The 12,925-nt window shown below is 34.2% G+C and carries 9 protein-coding genes; 8 read left to right on the top strand and 1 reads right to left on the bottom strand.

Annotation, left to right across the window (positions count from 1 at the left end; genetic code table 11):
• Positions 1–175 precede the first annotated feature (175 nt).
• From ABEG20_RS08080 to ABEG20_RS08050, 7 genes are all read left to right on the top strand, one after another.
• Entirely contained in the window at positions 176–1,081 is a 906-nt protein-coding gene (locus ABEG20_RS08080; RefSeq protein WP_406826864.1) for a hypothetical protein, read from the top strand.
• A gap of 200 nt (positions 1,082–1,281) precedes the next feature.
• Positions 1,282–1,635 carry a transposase gene (locus tag ABEG20_RS08075; RefSeq protein WP_406826863.1) on the top strand — a complete coding sequence of 118 codons (354 nt, stop codon included), beginning with the start codon at positions 1,282–1,284 and terminating at the stop codon, positions 1,633–1,635.
• Complete coding sequence (locus tag ABEG20_RS08070) at positions 1,628–2,611, top strand: transposase (protein WP_406826862.1); 984 nt, start codon at positions 1,628–1,630, stop codon at positions 2,609–2,611. Before ABEG20_RS08075 ends, ABEG20_RS08070 begins: the two co-directional genes overlap by 8 nt.
• A gap of 470 nt (positions 2,612–3,081) precedes the next feature.
• Positions 3,082–5,430, top strand: coding sequence for an EcoAI/FtnUII family type I restriction enzme subunit R (gene hsdR / locus ABEG20_RS08065; RefSeq protein WP_406826861.1), 2,349 nt, complete (start codon positions 3,082–3,084; stop codon positions 5,428–5,430).
• Positions 5,431–5,445: 15 nt separating this feature from the next.
• On the top strand, positions 5,446–6,891 hold the full coding sequence (locus ABEG20_RS08060) for an N-6 DNA methylase (RefSeq protein WP_406826860.1): 1,446 nt from the start codon (positions 5,446–5,448) through the stop codon (positions 6,889–6,891).
• A gap of 6 nt (positions 6,892–6,897) precedes the next feature.
• Positions 6,898–8,583 (top strand): restriction endonuclease subunit S, encoded by a 1,686-nt coding sequence (locus ABEG20_RS08055; RefSeq protein ID WP_406826859.1) that lies wholly within the window; start codon positions 6,898–6,900, stop codon positions 8,581–8,583.
• 4 nt (positions 8,584–8,587) lie between these two features.
• Positions 8,588–10,456 (top strand): AAA family ATPase, encoded by a 1,869-nt coding sequence (locus ABEG20_RS08050; RefSeq protein ID WP_406826858.1) that lies wholly within the window; start codon positions 8,588–8,590, stop codon positions 10,454–10,456.
• A gap of 272 nt (positions 10,457–10,728) precedes the next feature.
• On the opposite strand, the gene ABEG20_RS08045 is transcribed toward ABEG20_RS08050, so the two are convergent.
• Positions 10,729–11,463, bottom strand: coding sequence for a hypothetical protein (locus tag ABEG20_RS08045; RefSeq protein WP_406826857.1), 735 nt, complete (start codon positions 11,461–11,463; stop codon positions 10,729–10,731).
• Positions 11,464–12,057: 594 nt separating this feature from the next.
• Here ABEG20_RS08045 and ABEG20_RS08040 point away from each other — a divergent pair.
• Positions 12,058–12,798 carry a hypothetical protein gene (locus ABEG20_RS08040; RefSeq protein WP_406826856.1) on the top strand — a complete coding sequence of 247 codons (741 nt, stop codon included), beginning with the start codon at positions 12,058–12,060 and terminating at the stop codon, positions 12,796–12,798.
• The last annotated feature ends 127 nt before the right edge of the window (positions 12,799–12,925 follow it).

The following is a 12,925-nucleotide window of genomic DNA, read 5'->3' as shown; positions in this document are numbered from 1 at the left end:
TATTGAACCTGGATTGTTCTTTCATGGCTTAAATTTTTGTTTGATCAAAAGTGATAATACTAAATGGGATGATATTTTAGTAGAGCCAAAAAGGTTTCGATCTTTTATTGCATATTTTGGCATATTCATTTCTATTCAAACCTTTATTATCTTTGCATCATCTAAATTAATTTTAATGAAAAATACCACTCAATATCCACAAGAAGCTGAGCCTATAGCACCCCAGCAGTCAGCTGAACCAAACGAGCAGATCAAAGACGAAAAAGAAGAAGCCAGACGCATTTACCAGGAAAAGCGCAAAGTTGCGATGGAAATGATCAAGGTAGGGCAGAATGATGGAAACTATGAAATCACAAAAGTTTTCATTGAAGCCAGTGAATATTTTGTTTATGAGATCGATACGGTAAATATTGCAGAATCCATCCGTACTTATATTCATACTGAAGAAGATGAGGATCTAAACAAAATTATGGATAAATACAATTCCATCCGGAACTGTATTGCAGATGCTAAGCGTGATATGTATAAAGCACTGGATCCGGTGGTATATAAAGGACGTGTGGCGCATCTGATTTCCCAGGCACTCAGTGGTGGGGTAACCGAGGCTCAAAAACAGTTCGGCATATTGATTGATGAAGTCAACAAAGAATACCGACACCAGTTTTTAAGCCGTATCATTTACCTGGTGAGCGCTTTATCTATAGTTATTTTGGGACTCGTTATATCCTTTTTTGTTTACATCGACAAAATTACTATTGTTAAAAATTTGGAGCAATTTATCTATATTGCCACAGCAGGCGCCGTCGGCGGCTTCATATCCATAAGCAGGAGATTGCGCGAAATGGTGTTTGCCCGCGCGCTTCCCCGGTATATATTTGTTATTTATGCTATGGAGCGCGTTTTTATATCAGTGGCTGGAGCGCTAGCGGTATTTTTTATAGTAAAGTCAAACCTGGCGCTTGGTTTTTTAAATGTAAAAAATCAAAACCCTTTGTATGGTTACATTGTTTTTTCAATAGTTGCGGGATTTAGCGAAAGTTTTTTACCTAACTTACTAATTAAATTAGAAAATAAATCTTAACTTAGTTCCATGAATAAGATCATCGTTAGAGACTAATCAAGAAATTAGTCATTTTTGGAAATGCTTGCCTTTGTAAGCACCTTGATAGAAAGGGGTTTGGGTTCCTTTTTGTTTTATGTCAGATTCAGGGATCAAGCGGAAAAGTTGGGGGGAATTAAATAATTTCTTTCTTTTGTAGTTTATAACAATTACGAATCCCCTTGAATCAAGCTGAACAGACCCTAATTAGCTTTTTATTACCACCAGGTATCCTGGATTATTTCGAAATACTCAAAGTAGAAAAAGAGTTAAAAGAACTTCAAATTTATCTGGAAGAGAAGAATATAGCCCCTTCAGGGTATCAGATAATGGATCTCGAATCAAAGGGCTTTCTTCCTGAAGTTGCCATTCAGGATTTTCCTATCCGTGGGCAGAAAGTTGCACTGCGCATAAAAAGGCGTAGGTGGACAGTAAAAAAGACTGGCGATATCATCAGTAGAGATTGGGATTTAGTAAGAAAAGGGGCTCGGATGACTACGGAATTCGGTCTTTTTTTAAAAGGAATATTTGGATAACCATCCCATTAGCTGCTATCATTTAGGACATTATTTTCAAATTGTCGGCAAACAGCTCCAGGAGCAATATAAAGAGCATATTAGCGATTATAGTCATTGGGGTCAGAAAGGACATGCGGATAATTGGATGCTTTTTGTAAAGAATGTAAGTCCCAGGCTAAGTATTGATGAAACAGCTTTATCCAATGGTGAACTTTATACTGTTGTGACCAATAAGGAAGCCAAAGGTAGGAAGGGTGCTATTGTTGCCATGATCAAGGGTACAGTTGCCGAAAACATTATATCTGTACTGAAAAAGATTCCGGAAAGACTAAGAAAACGGGTTCAGGAAGTAACCATGGATATGGCGGCCAATATGCAATTGGCGGTAAAACGGTGTTTTGTAAATGCACATCGGGTAATTGATCGTTTCCATGTTCAGAAATTAGCCTATGATGCAGTTCAGGAAGTTAGGATAAAGTATCGTTTGGAAGCTATCGATTCAGAAAATGAGGGTATTGTCAAGGCAAAAAAGAACAAAACTGCTTACCAGCCAGAAGTATTGGCCAATGGAGATACGTTAAAGCAATTGCTGGCACGGAGTAGATATCTTTTGTTTAAACATCCATCAAAATGGACTCCGAATCAGGGCCTTAGAGCAGTGCTACTTTTTCAAAGATATCCCAAATTAAAGAACGCATATGACATCGCCCAAAAACTGGGAGATATATTCAGCGTATGTAAAAGTAAGGAACAGGCCTTTAAAAGATTGGCCATATGGTACAATGAGGTAGAAACATGCGAAATTGATTCTTTCAGAACTGTTGCCAGATCAATTCAATCGCATTATCTATACATCCTTAACTTCTTTATTAACAGATCCACGAATGCCTCTGCAGAATCTTTCAATGCAAAGATCAAAGCTTTTAGGGCAACTTCGAGAGGCGTCAGGGATATTAAATTCTTCTTATTTAGATTATCGAAAATATATGCCTAAAAAATCCACCAACTTTTCCGCTTGATCCTTATTTTTTGCGAATCGTCGTTTACAAAGTATTTTAAACAGAAAAGGCGCAATTTCTTGCGCCTTTCGTGATCCCGCTGGGATTTACACCTAGTGTAAAAATCAACGTTTAAATAGTATTTTATGCGGTTTTCGATTTTGACTCACCTAATCGCTCACCATTTTTTTCGATACGTTTTAGCTGCAATTGCTGTATGTAAATATAACGAATTGTTAGGGACAAAACAAAGGAAATTATTTTAAGCTCCTCCTTGTTCGACTCTGCTCGCGGTTACAAAAATACCATCGGTCTAATATGAGTGTTGGCATTTTTTGTCTTTGGGTTTAAAATAGGACGAATTAAGTTAATTAATACAAATTATATATTAATCTATCATACTCAAACGAGAAACAATCCAGAATCATTTTTAAATTTGTATTTTTCCGAACACTTATTCTCAAAAATGATTAAAAAAGGCCTTACTGAAAGGGATATTTGCTCAAAGTACATAACTCCTGCGCTTATAAAATCTGGATGGGATTTACATACTCAAATACGAGAGGAATTTCCATTAACTGATGGTAGAATAATTGTTCGTGGGCAATTACATACTCGTGCTAAAAACAAACGTGCAGATTATCTTTTGTTCTATAAACCAGGTATTCCAATTGCTATTATTGAAGCTAAAGACAATAAACATTCTTTAGGTGCTGGAATGCAACAAGGACTTAATTATGGTGAAATGATTAACGTACCTTTTGTATTTAGTTCTAATGGTGATGGCTTTTTGTTTCATAACAGCATAGCTAAAGATGGTAAAATTGAAAAAGAAATTTCTTTAGAAGAATTTCCATCGCCAGAAAGGTTATGGAAATCGTGGTGTGAAAACAAAAAAATCACACCAATTCAAGAAGCTCTAATAACAGAAGATTATTATAGTAATGGAAGTAATAAAATTCCAAGGTATTACCAGCTATTAGCAATTAATAAAACTATCGAAGCGGTTGCAAAAGGTGAGAACAGGATTCTCTTGGTTATGGCAACGGGTACAGGAAAAACCTATACTGCTTTTCAAATCATTTGGAGATTATGGAAGTCAAAAACTAAAAAAAGAATTCTTTTTCTTGCAGATAGAAATATTTTGATTGATCAAACTATGACTAATGATTTCAAACCTTTTGGTTCTGCAATGACAAAAATCTCCAAAAGACAGGCCAATAAGTCTTATGAAATTTATTTATCTTTGTATCAAGCAGTAACTGGCACAGAAGAAGAGCAAAACATTTACAAACAGTTTTCTCCTGAATTCTTTGATTTAATAGTTATAGATGAGTGCCATCGGGGTAGCGCAGCTGAGGATTCCAATTGGAGGAGAATTTTAGAATACTTCTCAGGTGCGACACAAATTGGATTAACTGCTACACCGAAAGAAACCCAAGAGGTATCGAATACCGATTACTTTGGAAAAGCAATTTACACTTATTCCTTAAGGCAAGGCATTGAAGATGGATTTTTGGCTCCTTACAAAGTAATAAGAATTGATTTAGACAAAGATCTCACAGGTTGGCGTCCCGATAAAAACATGACTGATAAGTACGGTAATGTAATTGAGGATAGAATTTACAATCAAAAAGATTTTGATAAAACATTGGTGCTGGATAAACGTACTGAATTAGTAGCAAAGAAGATATCCGATTTTTTAAAACAAACCAATCGTTACGATAAAACAATAGTTTTTTGCGATAATATAGACCATGCTGAACGCATGCGACAAGCTTTGGTTAATGAGAATAGTGATATAGCTGCAACAAACAATAAATATGTAGTAAGAATTACTGGTGACAATGAAGAAGGAAAAATGGAATTAGATAATTTTATCTTTCCGGAATCCAAATTTCCAGTTATTGCAACTACGTCAAAACTAATGAGCACTGGTGTTGATGCGCAAACTTGCAAGCTAATAGTTCTTGACCAACGCATTCAATCTATGACCGAATTTAAGCAAATTATCGGTCGAGGTACAAGGATAAATGAAGACTATAACAAATTCTTCTTCACCATAATGGATTTTAAAAAAGCAACTGAACTATTTGCAGACCCAGAGTTTGATGGAGAGCCAGTTGTTATCTATGAACCTAAACCAGGGAGTCCACCTTTACCTCCAAATGATACAGATGATGGAATAATTGATACTCCGCCAGACAACGGGATAGATGATGGTAATGGTGACAATGGAGGAGATCCACTACGAATCAAAAAATTCTATGTTGCTAATGTAGCCGTTTCTGTTATTGCAGAGCGGGTACAATACTTTGATGCTCAAGGTAAATTAATCACAGAATCATTGAAAGACTACACCAAAAAAGCACTTAAAAATGAATTCACGTCTTTAGATGATTTTTTAATCAAATGGTCAGATGCCGATAAAAAGAAAATAATTATTGAAGAATTAGCAAACCAGGGTGTTTTCTTTGAAGCATTAGCTGAGGAAATCGGAAAAGAACTTGACCCTTTCGATATTATTTGTCACGTAGCTTGGGACAAACCACCACTATCAAGAAAAGAGCGGGCAGAACAAGTCAAAAAAAAAAATTATTTTACTGAATACGGTGAACAAGCCCAAAAAGTAATAAACGCTTTACTCGATAAATATGCCGATGAAGGTGTTGAACCTATAGAAGAAACGAAAATCTTAACCATTCAACCCTTTACTAAATATGGCACCCCAATCGAAATTATTAACATCTTTGGGGGCAAAGCAAAATACGACCAAGCAATAAAAGAATTAGAACAAGCAATATATTCATATTAAATAACAACATTAAACATGTCACTAAGTACATTAATTAAAACCATTCAGGACATAATGCGTAAGGATGTTGGTGTCGATGGAGATGCACAACGTATTAGCCAGATGGTTTGGTTACTTTTCTTAAAAATATTCGACGATAAAGAAAAAGAATGGGAAATAACGATTGAAAATTACAAATCACCACTACAAAGCCGTTTCAAATGGTCTAACTGGGCGGCCAATGATGAAGGAATGACAGGAGAGGAATTAATAGACTTTGTAAACAATGATTTATTTCCCTCTCTGAAAAAACTTTCAACCACAGCAGGAGTATCGGCTCATGGAAAAATTGTAGGAAGTGTTTTTGAAGACGCGTATAACTACATGAAATCTGGAACGCTACTTCGTCAAGTCATTAATACTATTCAAGGCGATGTGGATTTTAATTCATCCACAGACCGTCACCTATTTAATGACATTTACGAAAAAATATTACAAGATTTACAATCAGCAGGAAATGCAGGAGAATATTACACACCTCGTGCAGTAACGCAATTTATGGTTGACATTTTAAACCCGCAATTAGGAGAAAAAGTATTTGACCCTGCTTGTGGAACGGGTGGTTTTTTGGTTAATGTAATTGAACACAAGAAAAAGTCATTCAAAACAGATAAGGATATTGCCAAGCTCCAAGATAACATCCATGGTATAGAGAAAAAGCCATTGCCCCATATGCTTGCTATGACTAATATGATGTTACACGGAATCGATGTACCAAGCAATATTAGGCATGACAACACGTTGAGGAAACCGCTTAAAGATTACGGCCCAAAAGACCGAATGGACGTAATAATTACCAACCCACCATTCGGAGGGGTTGAAGAAGATGGAATTGAAAAAAACTTCCCTAAAAAATACCAAACTCGCGAAACAGCCGATTTGTTTATGGCATTAATCATGCACTTGCTGAGGGCTGATACAGGTAGAGCAGGTGTAGTATTACCTGATGGCTTTTTATTTGGTGAAGGTGTAAAAACCAACTTAAAAAGAGAACTTTTAAATGAATTCAATCTGCATACAATAGTTCGTTTACCAAAAGGAGTATTTAGTCCCTACACTGGTATTAACACCAATATCTTGTTCTTTGATAAAGGTGAGTCTACCAAACACGTATGGTATTTTGAGCACCCATATCCTGAAGGTTATAAATCTTATTCAAGAAGTAAACCATTAAGAATCGAAGAATTCGAATTAGAAAAAAAATGGTGGAACAACCGCAAGCAAAATGAACACGCCTGGAAAGTTTCTGTAAAAGAAATTGAAGATAAAAATTACAATCTAGATTTCAAAAACCCACACAGCGTTGATATTATTCACACTGACCCAGAACTATTAATGATAGATTACGAAAGAATAAGCAAAGAATTGATTGCCACTAGAGATTTATTGAAAAAAGAATTAATGCAAGCATTGGGAAATTAATACAAGATGAAATTACTGGAAAAACATTTTGAGATTGCATTAGAAACTCCCGATGGTGTTGCCCAATTGCGTAAGCTAGTATTAAAATTAGCTATGCAAGGAAAATTGGTGGAACAAAATTTAAAGGAACAATCTGCTCATAAACTTATTGAAGATATAAATAAAGAAAAGGTAAAACTAATTAAACTAGGACAAATACGTAAGCAAAAAGAATTAAAAATAGTAGAAAATGATGAGGTCTTGTATCAACTTCCTTCCAATTGGAAATGGGTTAGACTCAATGATTTTGGTACTTGGAAATCTGGATCAACACCAGATAGGTCGAATAGTACTTTCTATAATGGTAATATTCCTTGGGTAAAATCTGGCGAAGTAAAACAAGGGTTAATTAATGAAACCTCTGAGAAAATTTCCGAATTGGCATTGAAAAAATGTTCACTTGATTTAAACCCTATAGGTTCTGTATTGGTTGCCATGTACGGTGCAAATATTGGTGAAGTTGGTGTTCTTGAAATCGAAGCCGCTACAAATCAGGCAGTTTGTGCTTGTCAAACATTTTCTTTAATTAATAATAAATATCTATTTAATCTGATATTATCCTTAAAACAAAATTTCATTAGTCAAGGTGCTGGGGCTGCCCAACCAAACATTTCAAGAGAAAAGATTATCAATACAGTTGTTCCACTACCACCCTTAGAAGAACAAAAGAGAATAGTTGAAAAGATAGACCAGCTTATGCTATTATGCGACAAGTTGGAAGCGGAACGAAACCGTAAAACGGAATTACAACTTCAAATGAATTCGGCGGCCATTAGTAACCTTATTAAGGCCAATAATGAAATATCATTTAATAACACCTGGAAATTTATTACCAGCCAATTTGATACTCTATATAACACCAAAAAAAACGTTAATGATTTAAAAAGTGTCATCTTGGAATTGGCAATTAGAGGCAAACTTGTAAAACAAGATAGAAATCAATCAGCTCAAGTAGAATCTAAACTTATCAAACAAGAAAAAGACAGTATAAACGGAGGTAAAACCAATCCTAAACTTAATAATAATGATATTTCCATAAATGAAATTCCTTTTGAAATACCAGAAAATTGGGTTTGGGTAAGACTGGGTAATATTTGTTCCAAGATTGGTTCAGGAAGTACTCCTAGAGGCGGGAAAAACGTATATAAGGATGAAGGGATAAAATTTATCAGATCTCAAAACGTTTATAATTTTGGACTTGTTTTCGATAACGTTGCATTTATTGATAGTGATACGCATCAAAAGATGTCCAATACTAAAGTTATTTCGAAAGATTTACTATTAAATATTACCGGAGGCTCTATAGGTAGATGTGCATTAGTACCTGATGATTTTGGTGAGGCAAACGTAAGTCAACATGTTACCATAATTAGATTATTAAACAGGATAGATAACAGATTTATCCATCATTATATCTTATCTCCCTATTTTCAAGATAAAATAATGCAAGTGCAGACTGGAGCTAATAGAGAGGGGTTGGCTAAAAAAAATATGGAATTGATGTTAGTTCCACTACCTCCATATGAAGTACAGAAAAAAATAGCAAACAGGGTTAATGAATTATTTAAGTTATGCGAAATGTTAGAAAAAAACATTGAACAAACTTCCAAAAAGCAATCTCAGATCCTTAACGCAGTCTTAGCACAAGTATAGTAGCATGAGATTAAAACATTTACACATCATAGGCGAATACAAAAACCTAAAAGATTTCAAATTTGACTTTCAGGGCACTAGTTTTATAGATGTCTTCGTAGGTAAGAACGGCACAGGAAAATCTAACTTGTTTGAAGCTATAATTGAAATTTTCAGGCACCTATTTGAGGTAGATTATGAAATAGACTATGATTACGAAGTTATCTACGAGCTAGATAAAGAAGAAATTGCAATAAAATGGGTTTCTGGAGAATTAACTCGGAATGGCAATAAATTAAAAGCAATACCAAGGAATAGCCTGCCAGATAACATCATCATATATTATTCAGGACATAATGATAAAATAATTGATCTTGTCACAGAATATGAAAAAAGTTTCAAGAAGAAAGTAAAAGGCGCCAAAATAGAAGATGTCAGAGAATTCATAGGAATTGGTAAAGAATATAAATCTTTGTTGCTAGCAGTTTTATTACTGCAGAATGATGAAAATAATGCTAAAAACTACTTGAAACAAAAGTTAGGAATTACCAAAGTAAGTCATGAAATAAAGCTTGTCTTAAAGAGACCTGACTATGCAATAGATAATGCTGCTTTCGATGTGGATCAATTTGATCCTAGAACGTTGTTTTGGAAAGCTGAAGGCATTGTTGGAGAATTTTTAAAATTACTTAATGCAGTTGCGAAAGGGAAACAATCGGAAGAAAATCGTGATCGGGAAGAAGGATATTTTCAGAGAACAAAAAATGAAGATGAATATATTTTCTATTATGATATCAAGGATCTACAAACGAAGCTTAACGGTATCAGCGCCCTAGATCTATTTAGACATTTTGATAATTTAAAAACTATCGGAATGTTAAAAGAAGTAAATATTGTTATCGACTTACAAAATGAAATAAAAGCTAACATTAATAATTTTAGTGACGGGCAGTTTCAGACAGTCTATATTTATTCAATAATAGAATTATTTAAAGATAAAAACTGCTTAACACTCCTAGATGAACCCGATGCGTTTTTACATCCGGAATGGCAGTACGATTTTTTAAAGCAGGTGCTGGAGATCAATGATAAAAAACTTGAAAATAACCACGTGCTTTTAAGTAGTCACAGTGCAATTACCTTGCTACAAAGCGGTGAAAGGAAAGTGAATTTTTTTAAGTATCAAGGAGATCAATTGAAGATCTATAAGGTAAGTAAAGCTTATGCGATTTCGGAACTATCTTCGCGAATGGTTAATCTCCAGGTTGATAAACAGATCTTAAGTATAATCCATACCCTCGGGCAAGACAAACCTATTCTCTTCACCGAAGGTTATTCCGACCCGATAATCTTAAAGCATGCCTTTCAAATACTTTATGATACAGACGATATCCCTTTTGAAATATGCTTTGGTCATGGCTGTTTGTACTTAAGATTGTTATTACAAAACCAAAAATTTTTAGATGAAATGAATGGTAAACCAATCTTTGGATTATTTGATTTTGACGAAGCTTACAGTGAATGGAATTCGATTAGCATGAATAAGGATTTGTTGATTGATGATTTGAAACTTGGCCTTATCAAGCAATATAATGATCGTGAGAGTTATGCCTTACTACTACCGATTCCTCAAATACCAGCAATTTTGCCTCAGATAATGAAAGCTGACGGAAAGACATTCGAAAATTATTCTAAGCTTGAAATGGAGCACGTGTTTTATTCAGAGATAACAAAGGAGAGTTTTCATGAAGTTGAAGTAACAGGAGGCGCGAAAATAATTGAGATTTACGACGCTCAAAAAATGAAGTTCTCAACAGATATTGTACCTACACTCGCTAAGGAAAGCTTCGAAATATTTAGACCTATGTTTGATTTTATCAAAAGCAAGTGTTAAGATTAATAATATTTTTGTTTCATAGGACTAATTAAAACAACAATCTACATCAACTATTGGGAAATTTATTGGCAATATTACACGGACCATATAAGGCTTGCTTGACGCAGTGGGAAAGAGCAATGGTTTGTATTGTTGAACATCGAAATTTTGCGTAAATTAGAATTTATGATCAGAGATTCTCAATCTTCTAGAGCAGCCTTAAATAAAATTGAACTTAGTTTAGCGAAGTTCTTTTATGACATAAATCTTCTTTCGACGACCTGATGTTTTTACTGTTTTATAATCGTTGGCCATTTGCTTTTTATCTCCATACAAGAATAATTTGCAGTATCTTCTATTCCAGAAGCTCTTTCAGCATTAAATATTTTGGCACTGTAAACATCAACGAAAATGCAATGTCTTGGTTTAAGATTAAGTTGCTTTACCTGACTGAAAAAGGTGTGCAATACATGTAAAGAAAGCTGAGCTTCATGCTCCTTTAATTTACTTTGAGTAAAATTAAACTTTAATAAACCTATTTGATTTCCAATTTCATCATAAAGAAGGATGTCTGACATTGCGCCAATTTTCACTTCTCTAATGAAGATTGCCTGACGCCTGTTTTTCAAGTTGCTGTTGAGCACATAACGCTCGAGGATAGGGATAATTACTCTTTTCAAAGTAGCAAATTTTTCAAGAGCCATTGCAGAAAAATGGCGATTTTTATAGTCGTCGGTTTTGGTGTCGAAGGGCAATGACTCTTTTTTCAACCGGTCGGAATGTCTTTTGAACTCATCGAAGTATAAATCGTAATCCCCAAAATTTGAAGCAAAGGTGTCAACAATGATTGTTCTTGCGATTTCGTAATATTTTGGAATATAATTCCCTGGGTATTTACTTCCTCTCAATATTGTTTCTTTTCCATTTAGGGTTGAATCGTAATACCGTGCAAATTGTTTAAGGGATAACTTTGGGTCTTCTACAACCTTTCTCGTTTTTACTTCAACATCTATAGAAACTATCATGGTCTAATTGCTTTAATTAACTTATTGATTACCAGTAGATAAATGTATAACTAAGAATAAAAATAGTTATTCCTAAAAATATTAGTATTCGCTTTTTGTCCACATCCATATAAGCCTTTAGTGTGATATTTAGTTGAATACAGCTTAAAGCCCTTTTAAATGCTAATAATGAATATTTATTATGCTGAATATCAATGTTATGATTGTTGATAACTATCTCACTAACATTTTGAATTGACTGATTAATAAGGCTTAATATGAATGTTTTTGTTTGATTAAAGCTGTCTTAATTAACATTAAAAGGCCATAGCTATGAATAACAAATAAAAAACCAGGTATGAATCATAATTAACCCAAATTAAAAAGCCTCTAATAATACAAGTGAGTACATGGAATATTTAGAAAAATATGACTTTTTTGTCCAATTATAAGATATAAATATTTTTATTTTTCATCCTCTCTAATAAGATAATTTATTTTTATATCGCCAGTTATTACAATTACTTTTTCCATACTTCAGATGTAATCAACTAGCCTACAAATCCATAAAATAAAATTTACCTAATTTAGTATTTGAACAACCATCTCTAAAATATGAACGGCTTAATTCAGTTTTTAACCAAAATACAGACTTTTGAACTACGAATCGTCAATAAGGCAGAATTGAAAAGCTCCATAAAAGAAGATGGAAATAAGCAAGCTTATAGCCTTGCCCATGAGACCCACTATTATGATTCCTTTACTTTCAAGAGTGAAATCAGGGTATTAAAAGAAATGGCTTTAATTGACCTGCTCTCACTTAATGACATCAGTTTAAAAAGAGAATTTGAACAGATCAAAAAATTAAAGGAAAGGTTTAAACTAATATGGACAAATTTCCATCAACATTACGGTGAGTTTAGAGCCGAATATCCCAGCAACTTCATATTTGCGATTCAACTCGATTACTTGTTTATCGTTAACAACCTGCAATCAGACTACAAGGATATTTATATAGGTGATGAGTTTGTGGAAAGTCTGCATGATACTTTGAAGATCAGGGATAAGTTCTTAAGTGAGCTGATCAGTGAAGTAGATGAAATTCTAAATCCCCGTGAAACTTTCGAGGAATGGATGGACAAACAGAAAAGCCAGCAACAAACTGAAGATGTCACGCTTGAGCAGCCCACAAAAATCCCATATAATCCCGATGCGGGTCGGCCAAAATTCAATCATCAGTATATAGATGACTTTTTGCAACTCATAAAGACTTATTTTTCAGAGGAACATTTTAACCAACTTGCTGCACTTATAAAATCGGACGAACAACCCGCAAGTCAACTAATCTTTAGCTGAAACAGTAATAAGCTTGCTGACGCTTTTAAGCGGCTTTATGAAGCAAACCTGATTGTTGGATTTAATAAAGCGGAACTTGAAAATGGATTCTAAAACACTTCTAATATAGCGATGGAGATAAAGTAAA

The organism is Pedobacter sp. KACC 23697, from assembly GCF_045348445.1.
Taxonomy (GTDB): domain Bacteria; phylum Bacteroidota; class Bacteroidia; order Sphingobacteriales; family Sphingobacteriaceae; genus Pedobacter.
The sequence above is the reverse complement of the archived record's forward strand: the minus strand, read 5'-3'. Positions and strand labels throughout refer to the sequence as shown.

Bases quoted from the DNA above. Each gene is read 5' to 3' on its own strand.
- ABEG20_RS08055 (WP_406826859.1), top strand. From the start codon at position 6,898: ATGAAATTACTGGAAAAACATTTTGAGATTGCATTAGAAACTCCCGAT.
- ABEG20_RS08045 (WP_406826857.1), bottom strand. From the start codon at position 11,463: ATGATAGTTTCTATAGATGTTGAAGTAAAAACGAGAAAGGTTGTAGAA.
- ABEG20_RS08080 (WP_406826864.1), top strand. From the start codon at position 176: ATGAAAAATACCACTCAATATCCACAAGAAGCTGAGCCTATAGCACCC.
- hsdR (WP_406826861.1), top strand. From the start codon at position 3,082: ATGATTAAAAAAGGCCTTACTGAAAGGGATATTTGCTCAAAGTACATA.
- ABEG20_RS08040 (WP_406826856.1), top strand. From the start codon at position 12,058: ATGAACGGCTTAATTCAGTTTTTAACCAAAATACAGACTTTTGAACTA.
- ABEG20_RS08050 (WP_406826858.1), top strand. From the start codon at position 8,588: ATGAGATTAAAACATTTACACATCATAGGCGAATACAAAAACCTAAAA.
- ABEG20_RS08060 (WP_406826860.1), top strand. From the start codon at position 5,446: ATGTCACTAAGTACATTAATTAAAACCATTCAGGACATAATGCGTAAG.